The organism is Herbiconiux sp. A18JL235 (assembly GCF_040939305.1).
Lineage (GTDB): Bacteria > Actinomycetota > Actinomycetes > Actinomycetales > Microbacteriaceae > Herbiconiux.
In genome coordinates this window covers 1,420,572-1,438,036 of sequence record NZ_CP162511.1, presented here as the reverse complement: position 1 = coordinate 1,438,036, position 17,465 = coordinate 1,420,572, and the positions used below count along the sequence as shown (strand labels likewise).

General features: G+C 70.4%; 15 protein-coding genes. 7 read left to right on the top strand and 8 right to left on the bottom strand.

Annotation, left to right across the window (positions count from 1 at the left end):
* Positions 1-36: 36 nt before the first annotated feature.
* The 4 genes from ABFY20_RS06650 to ABFY20_RS06635 form a co-directional block, all read right to left on the bottom strand.
* Entirely contained in the window at positions 37-1,632 is a 1,596-nt protein-coding gene (locus ABFY20_RS06650) for an FAD-binding oxidoreductase (protein WP_368499155.1), read from the bottom strand.
* Between the two features lie 2 nt (positions 1,633-1,634).
* On the bottom strand, positions 1,635-2,195 hold the full coding sequence (locus tag ABFY20_RS06645; protein WP_368499154.1) for a nuclear transport factor 2 family protein: 561 nt from the start codon (positions 2,193-2,195) through the stop codon (positions 1,635-1,637).
* A 140-nt stretch (positions 2,196-2,335) separates the two neighbouring features.
* Positions 2,336-3,859 (bottom strand): dihydrolipoamide acetyltransferase family protein, encoded by a 1,524-nt coding sequence (locus ABFY20_RS06640; protein ID WP_368499153.1) that lies wholly within the window; start codon positions 3,857-3,859, stop codon positions 2,336-2,338.
* Positions 3,859-6,048: a thiamine pyrophosphate-dependent enzyme gene (locus ABFY20_RS06635; protein WP_368499152.1), complete on the bottom strand. Its 2,190-nt coding sequence runs from the start codon at positions 6,046-6,048 to the stop codon at positions 3,859-3,861. The genes ABFY20_RS06640 and ABFY20_RS06635 overlap by 1 nt, the downstream gene beginning before the upstream one ends.
* Positions 6,049-6,206: 158 nt before the next feature.
* On the opposite strand from ABFY20_RS06635, the gene ABFY20_RS06630 reads away from it, so the two are divergent.
* From ABFY20_RS06630 to ABFY20_RS06620, 3 genes are read left to right on the top strand one after another with little or no spacing between them, the layout of a single operon-like run.
* Positions 6,207-6,761, top strand: coding sequence for a VOC family protein (locus ABFY20_RS06630; protein ID WP_368499151.1), 555 nt, complete (start codon positions 6,207-6,209; stop codon positions 6,759-6,761).
* Positions 6,762-6,766: 5 nt separating this feature from the next.
* Positions 6,767-7,432 (top strand): GntR family transcriptional regulator, encoded by a 666-nt coding sequence (locus tag ABFY20_RS06625; protein ID WP_368499150.1) that lies wholly within the window; start codon positions 6,767-6,769, stop codon positions 7,430-7,432.
* A 45-nt stretch (positions 7,433-7,477) separates the two neighbouring features.
* Positions 7,478-8,854 carry an aldehyde dehydrogenase family protein gene (locus ABFY20_RS06620; protein WP_368499149.1) on the top strand — a complete coding sequence of 459 codons (1,377 nt, stop codon included), beginning with the start codon at positions 7,478-7,480 and terminating at the stop codon, positions 8,852-8,854.
* Between the two features lie 413 nt (positions 8,855-9,267).
* Here the strand turns inward: ABFY20_RS06620 and ABFY20_RS06615 are convergent, their stop codons facing one another.
* The 3 genes from ABFY20_RS06615 to ABFY20_RS06605 all read right to left on the bottom strand — a co-directional run bounded on the left by ABFY20_RS06615 (position 9,268) and on the right by ABFY20_RS06605 (position 12,597).
* Positions 9,268-10,392 (bottom strand): zinc-binding dehydrogenase, encoded by a 1,125-nt coding sequence (locus ABFY20_RS06615; RefSeq protein WP_368499148.1) that lies wholly within the window; start codon positions 10,390-10,392, stop codon positions 9,268-9,270.
* A gap of 208 nt (positions 10,393-10,600) precedes the next feature.
* Positions 10,601-11,572, bottom strand: a complete 972-nt coding sequence (locus tag ABFY20_RS06610; RefSeq protein WP_368499147.1) for a DMT family transporter — start codon at positions 11,570-11,572, stop codon at positions 10,601-10,603.
* The gene (locus ABFY20_RS06605) at positions 11,569-12,597 is read right to left on the bottom strand and encodes a ketopantoate reductase family protein (RefSeq protein WP_368499146.1); all 1,029 of its coding nucleotides are present in this window, start codon (positions 12,595-12,597) and stop codon (positions 11,569-11,571) included. Before ABFY20_RS06605 ends, ABFY20_RS06610 begins: the two co-directional genes overlap by 4 nt.
* 178 nt (positions 12,598-12,775) lie before the next feature.
* Between ABFY20_RS06605 and ABFY20_RS06600 the strand changes: the two genes are divergently transcribed.
* Both ABFY20_RS06600 and ABFY20_RS06595 read left to right on the top strand, forming a co-directional pair.
* Positions 12,776-13,087 carry a Dabb family protein gene (locus ABFY20_RS06600; RefSeq protein WP_368499145.1) on the top strand — a complete coding sequence of 104 codons (312 nt, stop codon included), beginning with the start codon at positions 12,776-12,778 and terminating at the stop codon, positions 13,085-13,087.
* A complete protein-coding gene (locus ABFY20_RS06595) occupies positions 13,084-14,157 on the top strand; it encodes a zinc-binding dehydrogenase (protein WP_368499144.1) in 1,074 nt (357 codons plus the stop codon). Before ABFY20_RS06600 ends, ABFY20_RS06595 begins: the two co-directional genes overlap by 4 nt.
* Before the next feature lie 90 nt (positions 14,158-14,247).
* Here the strand turns inward: ABFY20_RS06595 and ABFY20_RS06590 are convergent, their stop codons facing one another.
* A complete protein-coding gene (locus tag ABFY20_RS06590; protein ID WP_368499143.1) occupies positions 14,248-14,958 on the bottom strand; it encodes a helix-turn-helix domain-containing protein in 711 nt (236 codons plus the stop codon).
* Positions 14,959-15,129: 171 nt separating this feature from the next.
* Between ABFY20_RS06590 and ABFY20_RS06585 the strand changes: the two genes are divergently transcribed.
* Together ABFY20_RS06585 and ABFY20_RS06580 are read left to right on the top strand one after the other, a co-directional pair.
* Positions 15,130-16,512: a M24 family metallopeptidase gene (locus tag ABFY20_RS06585; protein WP_368499142.1), complete on the top strand. Its 1,383-nt coding sequence runs from the start codon at positions 15,130-15,132 to the stop codon at positions 16,510-16,512.
* Positions 16,509-17,438 carry an NAD(P)-dependent oxidoreductase gene (locus ABFY20_RS06580; protein WP_368499141.1) on the top strand — a complete coding sequence of 310 codons (930 nt, stop codon included), beginning with the start codon at positions 16,509-16,511 and terminating at the stop codon, positions 17,436-17,438. Before ABFY20_RS06585 ends, ABFY20_RS06580 begins: the two co-directional genes overlap by 4 nt.
* Positions 17,439-17,465: the final 27 nt, after the last annotated feature.

Below are 17,465 nucleotides of genomic sequence, written 5' to 3'. Positions count from 1 at the left end.
CATCCGTGGCCCCGTTGCGTGCTGCGACCGCCACCGTCACAGCGGCCAGACCCCCTGCTTTCCGGGGGCGAGGATGCCCCTCGGGTCGACCGCCTGCTTCAGGGTGCGGGTGAAGTGGAGCAGTGAGGAGTCGTTGAAGTCGAAGCGGGAGGCCACGGCGTCCATGAAGTCGAGGTGGGCGCGGTACTCGCCGTAGCCGGCGTCGGCCAGCAGCGGCACGAGCTCGCCGAAGGCGCGCTTCACCCGCTCCGACTCCTCGGCGTCGGCGGCGTCGAAGAAGATCATCAGCACGTTCACCGCGTGACGCCCGGTGCCGAGCCAGCCCCCGATGTAGTCGAAGCCGGCCGCCTCGATGTGGGTGCGCATGATGCGACCCGCCTCCACGACGTGGCGGCCGGTGAGGGGCGACACCGGGCAGAGGCCGATGTGGGCACCGGTGGGCCGGTCGGCGCGCCAGCGCACACCGCCCGCGAGCAGCATGCCGGGGATGCCCGCGGCGAAGTGGTCGAAGGGCTCCACCTCCTCGGCCGACGCGTCGCCGTCGTAGCGATGGGCGACGATCCGCGACCCCGGGATACCGGCCAGCACCTCGTCGATGCGGGCGAGCTTGAGGTCGAGCATCGCGTCGGAGCCGTACACGGCGAACTTCACGTTCCACCGGCCGATGCCGAGGTCGGAGGCGATGGTGTCGACGATCTCGTCGGGCACCACCCCGTCGCCGTCGTACCAGCGCTCGCGCGAGGAGCTGCCGGCGGCCACGCCGACCGCGTTCGCGGCGTTGACCACGCCGTCGATCATCCCCTCGAGACCGAGCTCGCGCATCGCGTCGACGAGCGCCGGCAGGGAGCTCTCGCTGTCGATCGCCACCCGGCAGGCCGCGAAGCGCTCGGGGCGGGGCATAAGCCAGATTCCCATCTTCGTGACGATGCCGAGGTTCGACTGCAGGAAGAGACCCTCGAAGCCGGGGCCGAAACCGCCGCGATACAGGGGCCAGGCCTCCGAGGCGGGCATCGCTCCCATGCCGGTGCGGATGAGCTCCCCTGTCGGCAGCACCACCTCGAGTCCGCAGATGAACTGCTGGTGGTCGCCGTGAGCGGTGTAGCCGTAGCCGCGCTCGAGCGCATTGCCGACGACACTCCCCCACCCGAGGTCGGGCACCGACGACCACAGCCGCGACTCGCGGCGGCGGAGCTCCTCGTAGAGGTCGAAGAAGCTCACCCCGGGTTCGACGATGGCGTAGGCGGTCTCGTCGTCGACCTCGAGCACGCGATTCATGCGGCCGAGATCGAGCACGACCGTGCCGCTCTGCCTCGGCGCCGACCCGCCGTAGCCGAGGTTCTTGCCGCGACCGACCGGCCACAGCGCGACGCCGAACTCGTTCGCCGCGCGCACGACCTCCTGCACCTCGTCGACCTCGGCCGGGCGCACGGCGCCGCCCGGCAGATGGGCCAGGGGGTCTCCGAGGGCGTAGACGTCGAGGTAGTCGTCGACGTCGTCGGGGGCCGAGACGTGCTCGGCGCCCACGATCGCGGCGGCGCGTGAGAGGAAGTCGTCGAGGGCGGCGCGGGGTGCGGCGGCTGCTTCGTTCAGGGTGTCGGCGTCGGCCTCGCTGCGGGGTGGCGCATCCGTCATCGTCAGTGCGACCCTCCGTGCTGCGCGGGGCCGGCCGGGTCGGGGTGCTGCTCGGTCGCGGGATGGGTGGCAGAGCGCAGCGGGTGCTCCGCGTTCCCCGGCCAGCGCTCGACCCAGCGCCGCACGAAGCGCCACTCGTCGCCACGGCGCTCGATGGTGTCGAAGGAGTGACCGGTGGAGCTCAGCGACACCTCGCCGCTGTCGGCCTCGCGATGGGTCGTCGACCAGTACGAGCGCAGCCGCACCCGGTCGGGGGCGTCGCCGTCGAGGTAGACCCGGTTCGACTCGCGGTGCTGGTGGCCGTTGTAGCCGCCGAAGTGCGAGGCAGTGAACTCACGGATGCTGTCGACGCCTTCCCATGACAGCACCTCCCCGTCGAGCTGGGTCTCGATGAACGCGGCCTCGGGCCAGAAGGTGCTGAGGTAGACCTCGATGTCCTGCGTGTCAAGGGCCCAGAGGTAGGTGGCGTAGAGGTCGTCGATGGCGAAACGCACCTCGGCGGGCGGCGAGATGCGGGCCGAGGCGGCGGGCGCGACTGCGCTCCGGGTCGTGACGTCGGTCATGGGTGCGGCTCCTTCGCTGCGGGCGGCACGCTCGCCGTGCCTCCCTCCGACGCTACGGACGACGGCGCGGCCCGGTCAACGACGGGCTCCCGGGGAACATCCCCGGAAAAACCACGGAATCGACCGGGCCGCGCCCGGCGTCACACGAGGATCGAGAACGGGCTCTCGATCTTCTTCACGAATGCCGCCAGCCACTGCGCGGCGAGAGCGCCGTCGAGCACCCGGTGGTCAGCCGAGAGCGTCACCGTCATGACGGTGCCGACCGCGAGCTCGCCGTCGACGACCACGGGCTGCTGACGCGCCGCACCCACGGCGAGGATCGCCGACTGCGGAGGGTTGATGATCGCCGAGAACTCCGTGACGCCGTACATGCCGAGGTTCGACACCGCGAAGCTGCCGCCCTCGAGCTCGTGCTGGCGGAGGCCGCCGGAGCGGGCCCTGCTCGCCAGATCGGCGACGGTGCGTGCGATCTCGGAGAGCGACGACCTCTCCACACCCCGCAGCACGGGGGTGACGAGCCCGCCGTCGATGGCGACGGCCACCGACATGTCGACGCTGTCGTAGCGGCGCACCGCGGTGTCGCTCCAGGTCGCGTTGGCCTCGGGCACCTCGACGAACGCCGCTGCCGCCGCCTTCAGCACGAAGTCGTTCACCGAGATCTTCACCGGCGACGCCTCGTTCACCGACTTCCGCAACGCGAGCAGCTCGTCGACGCGGCAGTCGGCGACGAGGTAGAAGTGCGGAACCGTCGACTTGCTCTCGGTGAGCCGACGCGCGATGGCGCGGCGCATGCCGGTGTGCGGCACCTCGGTGAAGCCGGCGCCGCCGGGGGCGGGGGCCGCGGAGGTCGCGGGCTTCGCGGCAGCGGGTGCCGGGGCGGGTTCGGCCTGGGCCGGCGCGGCTTGAGCCGGCGCGGATGCGGGGGTCGCCGCGTCGGCGGACCCTGCTGTGGCCGGGGCGGTCGGCTGGGCGCCCGCAACGGGGCCGCGCTCGAGGTCGGCGCGCACGATGCGGCCGCCCGGGCCGGTGCCGCGGAGGGTCGCGGGGTCGATGCCGCGCTCCTTCGCGAGTCGGCGGACCAGCGGGCTCACGAAGAGGCGGCCGCCGGTGTCGGCGCCGGCGTCGCCTGAGGCGGCAGCGGACGCGGAGCCGGAGGCGGCAGCGGTGTCGGCCTGGCTGCCGTCCGACGGCAGCGTGGTCGGCGCGTCGGCGACCGGCGAGCTCGTGCTCTCGGGGGCGGTCTCCGGCTCGGGCGCGGGTGAGCTCGGCTCGGCGGCGGTCGCGGCGGCGGCAGCGGCATCCGGAGCCGTCGCGCCGAGCGCGGCCTGCGCATCCGGAGCGTTCCCGCCCGACGCGGGCGCAGCATCCGGAGCGACCCCGCCCGCAGCAGCAGGAGCATCCGGGGTCACGCCGTCGGCGCTCTCGCCGGGCTCGCCCACCACGGCGATGGGGTCGCCCACGTTCACCGAGGCGCCCTCGTCGACGAGCACCTTGAGCAGGGTTCCGCCGATCTCGGCGGCGTACTCGACGGTCGCCTTCTCGGTCTCGACCTCGGCGAGCGGCTCGCCCACCACGACGGGCTGACCGACCTGCACCAGCCATGACTGGATGGCGCCCTCTGCGGCGCCTGCGAGAACTTCCGGCATGCGGATGAGCGTGGCCATCAGCGGTCTCCGAATCCGAGTCGAACACGTTCGAGGCCGGCGACGACCTCTTCGGTGCGGGCGATGGCGGCGCGCTCGAGCACCTTCGAGATGCTCGGCGACGCCTCCGTTCCTGTGACACGTTCGACGGGCTGGTCGAGCCAGTCGAAGAACCTGCGCTGGATCTCATCCGCCAGCCAGCCGCCGTACGAGGTGCCCTGGGCGCCCTGCTCGACGATCAGCACGGAGTTGGTCTTGCGGATGCTCTCCCCGATGGTGTCCCAGTCGATCGAGGCGCGGTCGAGCCAGCGCAGGTCGATCACCTCGGCGTCGATACCCGTCTGCTCGACGGCCTCGAGGCTGTGGCGCACCATGGAGAGGTAGCTGATGACGGTCACCTCGGAGCCCTCGCGGCGCACCGCCGCCTTGCCGGGCGGGAGGATGTAGTCGAGGTCGCCCTCGGGCACGCGGTCGGCGGTGCCGTAGAGATCGACGTGCTCGATCACGAGCACCGGGTCTTCGAGGGCGAGTGCGGCGTTCATGAGGCCCACGTAGTCGGCAGCCGTCGACGGGGCGACGATGCGCCAGCCGGGGCTGGTGGCGAAGATTCCCGCCGGGTCCATGAGGTGCTGCGAGCCGTAGCCCGAGCCCATCGCGACCTTGGTGCGCAGCACGAAGGGGACAGGGGTGTTGGCGCCGAACATGTGGCGTGCCTTGCCGATCTGGTTGAACACCTGGTCGGCGGCGACCCACATGAAGTCGGGGTACATGAACTCCACCACCGGCCGGAAGCGGCCGTCGAGGGCGAGCCCGCCACCGAGGCCGGTGAAGGCGTTCTCGCTGATGGGGGTGCCGAGCACGCGGTCGGGGCCGTACTTCTTGGCCAGGCCCTTGGTGGCGCCGTTGGTGCCGCCGTTCAGGCGGTGCACGTCTTCGCCGAGCACCACGATGCGCGGGTCGGTCTCCATGCGGCGGTCCATCACACCTGAGACGGCGTCGACGAACTTGAGGTCGCGCCAGCCGCCCTCGTGCTCGATGGGCTCGGCGACGGTCAGGGCGCCGAGCTCGCTCGCGTCGCCGCGCACGCCCACGTCGACGTACCCGGGGTCGGGCCAGAGGTCGGGGCGGATGCGGCGCTTGCCCTCGGAGTCGGGGTCGGCTTCCAGCAGCTCGGCCACGGCGGCGGCCATGCCGGCTTTCGCGGCCTCGCGCACAGCGGCGACACCGGCCTCGTCGATGAGTCCGAGCTTCGTCATCTCGCGGGCGACGCGGTCGAGCGGGTCGCGGGCGCGCCACTCGGCCTCCTCGTCCTTCGGGCGGTAGCCGAAGGCGCTGCCGGGGTACGGGCCGTTCTGGTGGAAGAAGCGGTAGACCTCGGCCTCGATGATCGTGGGGCCGTCGCCGGCGCGCATCCGTTCCTCGGCCGCCTGGGTGGCGAGGTGCACGGCCAGCGGGTCCATGCCGTCGACGCGCCAGGAGGGGATGCCGAAGCCCTGGCCGCGCACCGAGAACCGCGTGTCGGCGGTGATCTCGTCGGCGCGGGTCGACACGGCGTAGAGATTGTTCTCGATGAAGAACATCACCGGAAGCTTCCAGGCCGCGGCGAGGTTCATCGACTCGAGCACCGAGCCGATCTGGGCCGCGCCGTCGCCGAAGTAGTTGATGGTGATGTCGCGGGTGCCGGAGTGCTTCTGCGCCCAGGCGTTGCCGGTGGCCATGGGCGCACCGCCGCCGACGATCGCGTTGGTGCCGAGGGCGCCGGCCTCGAACCACTGCAGGTGCATCGATCCGCCACGGCCGGAGCAGTAGCCCTGCGCGAGGCCGAGGATCTCGGCGAGCGTCTTCTGCAGCACGCCCTGGATGGCGGGGGTGACCGGGTTCGCGGGGTCGATGGTTCCCTGCGACACGTGGGTGAGCGCCTTGGCCAGGAACTGGTGGTGGCCGCGGTGGGAGCCGTTCACCGCATCCGTGGAACCGAGACCGACGATGCTGCCGACCGCACCGCCCTCCTGACCGATGCTGGAGTGGGCGGGACCGTGGACGAGGCCCTCGCTCGCGAGCTCGAGCACCGTCTCCTCGAACGCCCTGATGAGGTGGAGCTCGGCGAGCATGGTTCCGAGCAGGGCAGGATCGGCCGCCTTCCAGTCTGCGGGCGTTGTCGTGAGCTGCTGCCACGAGACCCCGGTGTCAAGTCGACGCGTCTTCGGCATCTTCGCCATTCCTTCCGCACGGATGCGCCCGGCGGCACATCTGGTGATCTCACGGTAGACAACATTGCATCCAATTACAAGCACGGTTCTGCTTCTTCTCTGGCTTTCGGCACTCGTTGCGCGCATAATGGATCCAATCGAAGCGTCAAGGAGGTCGCATGAGCAACGGAATCCCCGGAGCCAGGGGCATCGACCACATCGGCATCACCGTGCCCGATCTCGACGAGGCGGAGGCGTTCCTCGTGGGCGTGCTGGGTGCGGTGCACGTCTACACGCTCGGCGCCAAACGCGCCGACGACGACTGGATGCAGGTGCAGATCGGCGTGTCGCCGCGCACCGAGATCAGCGAGATCCGGTTCTACCGGCTCGGGAACGGATCGAACCTCGAGGTGTTCGAGTACCGGGTGCCCGCCGACGACGAGCGGCAGCAGGTGCTCGTTCCGCCGATGAACAGCGACATCGGGGGTCATCACCTGGCGATCTACGTCGACGACATGGATGCGGCGGTCGAGCACTTGCGGTCGCACGGCGTCGAGGTGATGGGAGAGCCTGTCGCGAGCAAGCAGGCCGCGGAAGGGCAGCGCTGGGTCTACTTCAAGGCCCCGTGGGGCCTGCAGCTCGAGCTGGTGAGTTTTCCCCAGGGCAAGGCCTACGAGCACTCCTCCACAGATGTTCCGGTCAAGCTCTGGCACCCGGCCCACCCGGCAGAATGACCGGTATGACTCTCGAGCACACCAGCCACGGCGCCGCCGGGGCCCGCGTCGCGGCCGAACTCCGTGAGGCGATCCTCGCGGGGGTGCACCCGCCGGGGGCGCGCATCCGGCAAGAAGACGTCGCCGAGCGCTACGGCGCGAGCCGTGTGCCCGCGCGCGAGGCACTCCGCATGCTCGAGGCCGAGGGGCTCGTCACCGTGGTGGCGAACACGGGGGCGTGGGTCACGAGCCTCAACCTCGCCGAGAGCGAGGAGGTCTACCAGGTGCGCGAACGGCTCGAGCCGCTGCTGCTGCGCTACAACGTGCCCCTGCTGTCGCCCGAGTCCATCGACGAGCTCGAGCACCTGGCCCTCGAGATGGAGTCGGCGAGCGACATCGAGACCTTCCTCCGGCTCGACCGCGAGTTCCACCTCACCTCCTACAGCGCCGCCACCACCACGATGCTGTTCGACACGGTGCTTCGATTGTGGAACCGCACGCAGCCCTACCGGCGCGCGTACACCTCGGTCTTCCTCTCCGAGGGCGACCGCAGCGTGCACCACGAACACCACCTGCTCGTGGCCGCCGTGCGCCGGCGAGACGCCGACGAGGCCGAGCGCGTGCTCGCGTCGCACATCAGGCGCACGCGGCTCGAGCTGGCACGGCACCCCGAGATCTTCGCGGCGCCGTAACCCCTTTTCTTCTCCGCTTCCCTCCTTCCCTACCGAAAGGCAACCATGGCCATCGCCACCATCAATCCCGCCACCGGCGTCACCGAGCGCGAGTTCGAGGCGCACACCGAGGAGGAGGTCGACACCTGCATCGGCGAGGCCGTCGCGGCCTTCGAGGCGCTCCGCACCAGCACCTTCGCCGAGCGTGCCGCGTGGATGCACAAGGCGGCCGATCTGCTCGACGCTGACGTCGAAGAAGCGGCACTCATGCTCACCACCGAGATGGGCAAGACGCTCGCGCAGGCGCGAGCCGAGGTTCACAAGTCGGCGAAGACGATGCGCTTCTACGCCGACAACGCCGAGGCGTTCCTGCAGGGGCGCACCATCGAGGAACCCTCGCGCATGAACGCCTCCGGTGCGTATACGCGCTACGAGGCGATCGGGCCCGTGCTCGCGGTGATGCCGTGGAACTACCCGATCTGGCAGGTCATCCGCTTCGCCGCCCCTGCTCTGATGGCGGGCAACACGGGCCTGCTGAAGCACGCCTCCAACGTGCCTCAGGCCGCTCTGTACCTCGACACGCTGTTCGAGCGCGGCGGGTTCCCCACGGGGTCGTTCCGTGCGCTGCTCATCCCCGCGGCCCGGGTCGAGCGGGTGGTGCGCGACCCGCGCGTGGTGGCCGCCACCCTCACGGGCTCCGAGCCCGCCGGGCGCTCGCTCGCGTCGATCGCGGGCTCCGAGGTGAAGCACGTGGTGCTCGAGCTGGGCGGGTCAGACCCGTTCATCGTGCTGCCGAGCGCCGACCTCGAGGCAGCCGTCGCCACGGCGGTCACCTCGCGCACCACCAACAACGGTCAGGCCTGCATCAACGCGAAGCGCTTCATCGTGCACGAGCAGGTGCACGACCAATTCGTGGCTCGGTTCACCGAGGCGATGGCGGCACTGCGGGTCGGAGACCCGACCGCCGAGACCACCGACGTCGGGCCGCTCGCGACCTCCTCGGGCCGCGACGACCTGGTCGAGCTGGTCGACGACGCGGTCGCCAAGGGTGCCACCGCCACCACCGGCGGCACGGTTCCTTCGGGCGACGGCTGGTTCTACCCGCCGACCGTCATCACCGGTGTCACCCCGTCGATGCGCCTGTACGCCGAGGAGGCCTTCGGCCCCGTCGCCACGGTGTTCAAGGTCTCGGGCGTCGAGGAGGCCCTCGCTGTGGCGAACGACACCACCTTCGGCCTCAGCTCCGCCGTCTGGACCAACGACTCCGCCGAAGAGGAGGCCGTCATCGACGGCCTCGTCGCCGGCGCCGTCTTCGTCAACGGCATGTCCATCTCCTACCCCGAGCTCCCTTTCGGCGGCACCAAAGACTCCGGCATCGGCCGCGAGCTCTCCGTCGAGGGCATCCGCGAGTTCGTCTCCCTGAAGTCCGTCTGGCGCGCCTAGCACCACGCGGCGCGCATCCTCAGGCCCCCGCTCCCGGCACGCACCACGCCGGGCGCGGGGGCTTAGAGTTCCACGCGCACTCGTGTGCTCCCCCCGTCTCTTCACCCGCGCCTCGCTGCGTCGCGGCGCGTCGCGGCACGCACATCATCGCTGCGCCGCATCACCACCACCTGCCTCGTCACCTCACCCGCGCCGGCCTTGCTCACCCCACCCACCTTGGTCGCTCGAAGTGCGCTTATCCCGCCGGATCCGAGCATTTTGCGCGACCAACGCCCCCTGCTCGGGCTCGGCACGTGCCCCACACCGACTCGAGGCTCCCTCCCCAGTCCCATCCACGTTCTTGCGGACAAAGTCCGTGACAACGGAGCTCCTCACGGACTTTGTCCGCAAGAACGTGTGACGGGAGGCCGGGGTCAGGGGGTGAGGATGGGGGTGATCTCGGTGCGGTCGCGGGAGGCCGCGAGGGCGTCGTTGATCGAGGCGAGGGGGCGCACGGGGCCGAGCATGGCGTCGACGTCGACGGCGCCCGACTCGAGCCACGGGAGGAACTGAGCCAGATCGCGTGTCATGTCGAGCCGTCCGCTCTGCGAGCTTCGGAGGTCGCGCCCGCGCAGCGCCAGGTCGAACAGCGGGAGCGAGACCGAGGTGTCGCGGGTGACGTACGAGGTGATCGTCACGACACCACCGATGCGCGTCAGCGCGAACGCCTGCTGCACCGACTCGACGCTGCCGCCGGCGTCGAAGCCATAGTCGGCGCCGCGCCCGCCCGTCGCTCCGAGAACGACGTCGCGCACCCGCTCGGCTCCCTCGGCGCTCGGCTCCAGACCGGGGTCGGCGACGGCCGTCGCGCCGACTCGAAGAGCGAGCTCCCGCCGCTCCTCGAGCGGGTCGACAGCCACGATGTGACTTGCCCCCAGGATGCGCGCGGCCTGAATCATCCACAGACCTTCCTGCCCGCACCCCACGACCACCACCGAGCTGCCACTCTCGGCCCGCGCCACATTCACCACGGCTCCCATGCCCGAGATGATGCCGCAGCCGAACATCGCCAGCCACGAATCAGGGAGATCACTGTGCACCGGAAAGACTTGGATGTCGCGAAGAACACTCCGCTCCGCATACGTCGCCGACGCCCCGGGCGCCCGCACCTCGCGCCCGTCGTCGAGCGTGCCGATCACCGGCGCCGGCACGAAGAGCTTCTCGCACTGGTCGATGCGGCCGCTGCGACACCAGAAGCATTCGCGGCACTCCGGAGTCGCCGTCACGATCACCCGCGCGCCCACGTCGATGCCCGATGCCGCCCCGCGCTCGACGACCCGCGCCACCGCAGAGTGCCCGAGCACCACCGGGTAGGGATCGGGCACGAGACCCGGCAGCCCGGTATCGCCCCGCACGGCGATCCAGTCGCTGTAGCAGAACGCCGTCGCGTCGATCTCGACCATCACGTCGCGCTCCCCCGGGTCACGCAGCGTCATGGTCTCGACCCTCAGCTCGGTCTCGCCGCGATGGGCGACGGCAGCGGTCACTCGTGTGGGCATCGGCGCTCTCCGTTCCTGTCGGGCGGTGTCTGCACGGCGGCGGCTCCGGCGACCTGCCGAGCACCCGTCGCCGAGAAGGCAGCGCCACGGCTGCGTCTGGGGCCCGGCCTCGGGCACCCGATCGCCGAGGAGCCGGCGTCAGAGCGCCGTCCGCGGCGCCCGCCGGCCCTCGAGGTCGGCGGAGAGCCGGCACCTGCATGCCGTCGAGTCATCGGGGAGCCACCGCCGTGGTCGCGTCGGCGTCTGAGATCGGGCCGCGACGACGGGCCGCAGCGGCTGCCCCGAGCCCGGCGATGCCGACAGCCGCCACGGCGAGCACCGCGCCGACGACGGCGGTGGGCGTGAGCCCGAGGGCGTCGACCGGCACCACCAGGTCGAGCAGCACCGACGCGATGGCCTGGCCGGCGGCGATGCACAGGATGGCGCTCAGCACCCCGATGGTGCGCACGGTGAGCGCGGTCACCACTCCGATCACCGCGCCGAGCAGCCCGCCGAGCGGAGCCCACGGCGGCAACGACCCGAAGTCGATCGGATGCACGAACAACGACACCACCAGCGCCAACCCCACGAAGACCCCCGAGGTGAGGAAGTTGATGACAGACATCGCCGCGAACTCGCCCGTCACCACGACGAGCCAGCCGTTGGCGGCCTGCTGGATGGCGATGACGACACCCGCCAGCACGACGATCGGGATGACGAGGGCGTTGCTCACGTCGAAGCGACCGATCGCGCCCACGAGCACCGCCACGACTGCGACACCGAGCCCGACGGTGCGCAGCAGGTTCAGGCGGCGTTTTCCTCCGGGCCCGAGGTTGAAGGAGTCGGCGATCACCGAGCCGATCAGCTGTCCCAGGGTGATGGCCACCCCGACGGCCACCACACCGACCTCGGGGGTGACGGTGATGATGGCCAGCACGGCGACGAAGCCCATGAGACCACCGAAGAACCACCAGCGCTTGATCTCGCTCCGCCGCGCTTTCAGCGACCGCACCGCGCGAGGGAGGGCGCCCATCGCGAGGGCGACGATCAGGGCGATCGCGAGCGCCGAGCCGTGGTTCACCGCCGTGGCGAGCACCGGCGACCCGGTGTCGACGCTGACGTGCCCGTTCACCGAGGTCTGCACGGCCACGGCGGCGCCAGCGGCGAGGGTCGCCGCCGTCGCCAGCACGGGCGACCTCACGCGATGGCTCGAGACAGCTCCGCCAGATGCCCGGGTTCGGGGCGCGCCTCGCCCCGTTCGATGCGGTGCGCGACCTCCACCACGGCAGCATTCACCGGGGTCGGCACGCCGAGGCGACGCCCGACCTCGAGCACGTGTCCGTTGAGGTCATCGACCTCGCTGTGGCGGCCCTTCTCCCAGTCCTGCAGCACGGTCGTGGTCGCACCGGGAACGACGAAGCCCGCGAAAAGCTTGTCGGTCATGATCTCGACCACCCGATCGGGGTCGGAGATCTCGTCGGCGGTGAGACCGAAGATGGGGAGCACAGGGTGACCGAGGGCCATACCCACGGCGATCGCCTCGTTGCCCGCCGCCACCATGAGCTCCCGGTAACCCGGGGTGTGCAGGGCGTCGAGCATGGGGAGGCCGAGGATGGCGGAGGTGACGAGCAACGTGGAGTTGCTCACCAGCTTCATCCACTTCGCCGCCTCGATGTCGTCGAAGTGCGCCACGGTGCCGGAGTGCCGCAACAGCGCGGCGATCTCCTCGGAGCGCCCCGCGGGCCCGCCGGGCAGCTCACCCACAGCGAACCATGAGCGATCGACACCGGTGTGCCGATGCACGACCCCGGGCTCGTTCATCGTCGCCGAGCACTCGATCACCGTTCCGATCGTGCGGTGCGCACCCACGACGTCTTCGACGACGCGGGCGGTCATGCCGTTCTGCACCCCGGCCATGAGGCCGTCTTCGGCGAGATAGGGGCGGATGAGCTCTGCAGCCCAACGGGAGTCGTAGGCCTTCATGAGCATCAGCACCACGTCGAACGACTGCCGGAGCTCGGCGACCTCGCAGAGGTTGATGACCCTCGGGCGCACGTGCAGTTCGCTCTCAGGGGTGATGATGCGCACACCCTCGGCGCGCATCCGCTCGACATGCGCCGGCCACTGCTCGATCAGCACCACGTCGAGACCGGCGTTCGTGAGATCGGCCCCGATGGAGGCGCCGTTGGCGCCTGCCCCCAGAACAGCGATGCGAGGTCCGCTCATCCGTCTACCTCCCTTGGTATTGCGTGACGGCACTGTGAGACTAGCGCGACATCCGAGAATTGTCATACGAACCGATGATCTCGACATCGCGCAGTCCAAGTGTAAATTGATACTGGACACGGTGTCGATCAGGACACTCGGCCGATAAGCAGACCTCGACGAAGAGAGCAGGAAACCGATGATCCTCCACATCGCCTCATTCCGTTGGAAGGACGACGTGACCGAAGCCGACGTGAGCGGGCTCACCGATGCCCTCCGCGAGATGGCGAAGGGCATCCCCGAGATCAAGTCCTACACGGCGGGGCCCAACCTGCACTTGCGCCCGGCCGGCGCCGACTACGGCGTCGCGGCCATCCTCGACGATGCGGCAGGGCTCGACAGCTACCTCGACCACCCCGACCACCTCGCGGTCTATGAGAAGTTCCTCAGCCGCATGATCTCCGAGCGCTCCGCCGCTCAGCTGCCCCTCACCGAAGGGGCCTTCGCGTGACCCTGGAGAAGACCGTGCGCGCAGCAGTGCTGCACGACGTCGGCGATCTGCGCATCGAAGACCACCCGACACCGACGCCCGGGGCTGGCGAGGTGCTCATCAGGGTCGCGGTCTGCGGCGTCTGCGGCAGCGACGCCACCGAGTTCGGCCATCACCTCGCTCTCGCGAAGCCGCCGGTCGCGCTCGGCCACGAGTTCGCCGGCGTCGTCGAGGCCGTCGGCCCCGGCGTCACCGCACCCCCGGTCGGCGCGACCGTGGTGAGCGGCGCGGGCATCTCCTGCGGCGAGTGCAAGCCGTGCCGCCAAGGCCGCACCAACCTGTGCCGCAGTTACTCCACCATCGGCTTCCATCACGACGGCGGGCTGTCGGGCTACGTCGTCTCACCCGCGTCGATCACGCTCGACGTCTCCGACTCGGGTCTCTCCCTCGACACCCTCGGGCTCACCCAGCCGATGGCGATCGCCGTGCACGCGGTGCGGCGCAGCGGACTGTCGGCGGGCGATGACGCCGTGGTGGTCGGCGTCGGCGGCATCGGGGCGTTCATCACCGTCGCCGCCGCGGCCACCGGGGCGCGCGTGCTCGTCGTCGACCTGAACGACGAGCGTCTCGAGCTCGCTCAGCGCCTCGGCGCGGCGGAGACGCTGAAGGCCGGCACCACCTCGCTCACGGAGCAGCTCGACGAGCTCGGCATGGATGTCGACGTGTTCTTCGAGGTCAGCGGCTCCGGCCCCGGCCTGGCCTCGGTGCTCGACGCAGCGAAGCCCGGCGCGACGATCGTGCCGGTCGGCATCCAGCGCGGCGAGCCGGCCCTGCCCCTCGGAAAGTGGACCCTCAGCGAGTACACGATCATCGGCACGGTCGCGCACGTCTTCTCGACCGACTTCCCCGAGGCAGTGCGTCTGCTCGGCACCCGCGACGACTGGTCGGACATCGCGGGCGAGGTCATCCCGCTCGACCGCGTGGCCGACGACGCACTCCAGCCCCTCCTCGAGGGCCGCAGCACGCAGATCAAGACGCTGGTCGACCCCTGGGCGACGGATGCGCGCCCCGCGGTGCACAGGAAGAGCTGAGAACACAGAACGACAAGACGGGGCGGGGCCGAGGTGGCCACGACCACCCGGCCCCGCCGAACCCCCGGGACACCCGGCCCCGCCGAACCCCTACAGCCCGTCCATTGCGCGGAGCACGTCGACCGCCGATCCCGGCGCCGACGCAGAACCCACCGCCGCCGCGCTCGACACCACAGGTGCATCCCGCATCGACTGGTTGTGCTGACGCCGCCCGAAGACGAACCACACACCCTTCGCCGGAACGCTGCCCTGGTTGGAGTACAGGTGGGGTCGCACCGAGTCGAACTGCAACGAGTCGCCCGGCTGCAGCACGTGGGTGTCGAAGTCGATGTGCAGGGTGAGCTCGCCCTCGAGCAGGTATGCGTACTCCACACCGGCGTGCCTCATCAGCTTGCCCTCGACCGAACTCGCGGCGCCGGGCTCGTAAGTGACGAGGAGGGCGTCGACGGGGCCGCCCGCACCGACGGCGAGCCGCTCCCAGCGCACGCCGTTCTCCATCTCGATGACGGGATTCTCTGCTCCCCGCTGCACGTCGGGCAACGCGGGCCCCGAGTGCCCGAACATCTCAGGGGTCTTCGTGTCTTCGGGCGCAGGCCCGGCCGGCAGGCCCACGAGCTCGTCGAGCGAGACGCCGAGATGGCTCGCCAGCGCGTACAGCGTCTGCACCGAGGGCTGCGTCTTGCCGATCTCGACCTGCGAGATGAGCGAGGCCGAGACGCCGAGCGACTGCGCGACGCTGCGCAGACTTAGTCCGCGCTTGGTGCGGGCTTCGCGTAGGCGTTCACCGAGGCTGTCCGGCATCTGGGCTCCCCTGGAAGTCATGGTCTCGTGGTGCGGCTCTGCACTGCACGTCCGACCGAAGATCTCCCATTGTACGGTCTGGGTGCTGTAAAGTCATGCTGTACGCCCGTGCAGTTTCAAGCACGTCGGCGACACCATGACTCGCGAGATCAGCGATACGAGGAGGACTCGATGAAGAGCACCGGAACGACCGGGACCAACGCCGTCGACTGGGAGGAGCGCGTCGACATGGATCGGCTGCGCGACGCCCGCCTGGCCCGATTGAAGGCCGAGCTCGACCTGTCGGAGCTCGGTGCGGTGCTCGCGTTCGACTTCTCGAACATCCGGTACATGAGTGCCACGCACATCGGCACCTGGGCGATGGACAAGCTGATCCGTTTCGCCCTCCTCACGCGCAACACCGACCCCGTGGTGTGGGACTTCGGGTCGGCGGCGAAGCACCACAAGCTCTACAACCCCTGGCTCGACACGACGACCGCCGAGATGGACGCCGACCCCAACGCCCCGCACGAGGGCGCCAAGCGTCCGCGCCTGGAGTCGGGCGCGCGCGCTGGCATCTCCACCCTCCGCGGAGCCTTCCCGCCCGAGGCCGAGATCGCGCAGAAGGTGGCGAAGAAGATCAAGCGCGAGCTCGAGAAGTTCGGGCTGGCGAACCAGCCGCTCGGCGTCGACGTGATCGAGCTGCCCATCCTGTTCGCCCTGCAGCAGGAGGGCATCCAGGTCGTCGACGGCCAGCAGGTGTTCATGGAGGCGCGTCGGGTGAAGACGCCCGACGAGATCCGCCTGCTCACCCAGGCCGCCTCGATGGTCGACGCCGCCTACGAAGACCTGTACCGGTTCCTCCGCCCCGGCGTGCGCGAGAACGAGGCCGTCGGTCTCGTCGCGAAGACCCTCTACGACCTCGGCTCCGAGTACGTCGAGGGGGTCAACGCGATCTCGGGCGAGCGCTGCTCGCCGCACCCGCACGTGTTCTCCGACCGGCTCATCCGCCCCGGCGACCCGGCGTTCTTCGACATCCTGCACTCCTTCAACGGCTACCGCACCTGCTACTACCGCACCTTCGCGGTCGGCTCGGCGAGTTCCGCCCAGCGAGACGCGTACACCCGCGCCCGCGAGTACATGGACCGCGCCATCGCCCTGGTGAAGCCGGGCGCCACCACCGCCGACATCGTCTCGGTGTGGCCCACCGCCCAGGAGTTCGGCTTCGCCGACGAGGAGGCGGCCTTCGCCCTCCAGTACGGCCACGGCGTGGGCCTGTCCATCTGGGAGAAGCCGATCTTCTCGCGCCTGACCTCGCTCGACCACCCCGAGACCCTGCAGGAGGGCAACGTGTTCGCGCTCGAGACCTACTGGCCCTCGGCCGACGGATGGGGCGCCGCCCGCATCGAGGAAGAGGTCGTCGTGACCGCAGACGGCTGCGAGGTCATCACGAAGTTCCCGGCCGAGGAACTGCTCGTGGCGGGCAAGCGCTACTACACCATCGACGGACCGCTGAACCTCGAGCGCGACTCGCAGTCGCACCTCAACACCACGTGGGGACGCGGCGAAGCGTGAGCACGGACCCCACGCACGACGGCACCACCGAGGCCGGTGAGATCGCCGCCCGCACCACGATCGGCTTCCTCGGCCTCGGCTCGATGGGCTCGGGCATGGCCCGCCGCCTCGTCGACGCCGGCCACGACGTGGTGGTGTGGAACCGCTCCCCCGCCGCCGTCGACGAACTCGAGGCCGCGGGCGCCCGGCGGGCGGCGAGTGCCGCCGAGGCGCTCGCGCCCGAGCTGTCGTTCTCGATGCTCGCCAACGACGAGGCCGTGCAGAGCGTGCTCGACGAGGCGGCGATCGCCGAGCTCGGGCGCCGTGGTGCGACCCACGTCATGATGGCGTCGATCAGCCCCGACCTCGCCGACCGGCTGGCGCAGGCGTTCGAGAAGGCAGGAGCCGTCTACGTAGCGGCCCCCGTGCTCGGGCGCCCGCCCGTGGCCGCGGCGGGGCAGCTCAACATCCTCGCCGCGGGGCCCACCGAGGCGCTCGACCGGGTGGAGCCGTACTTCGCCGAGCTCGGCAAGCGCACCTGGCGCGTCTCCGATCGCCCCTCGGTCGCGAACGCGGTGAAGGCGGCGGTGAACTACAACATCATCCACGCCATGCAGGCGATCGGCGAGTCGGTCGCCATGACCGAGCGCCAGGGCGTCGACCCCGAGCTCTTCACCGAGCTGCTGTCGAGCACCCTGTTCGGCGGCGTGGTCTACTCCGGTTACGGCGGCATGATCGCCCGCGGCGAGTACACGCCCCCCGGGTTCCACATCGGCCTTGGCCGCAAAGACCTCGGTCTCGCGCGCCAGGTGGCGGATGCGGGGGGCGTCTCCCCCGCGACGATGCCGGCTCTCGAGGCGGTCTTCGAGGCAGCCCTCGCCGATCCCGACCTCAAAGACGCCGACTGGAGCGCGATCGCCGAGGTGACCCGGCGCGACCTGCTGTAGTCCGGCACGCCCGACAAGAGCCGCCGA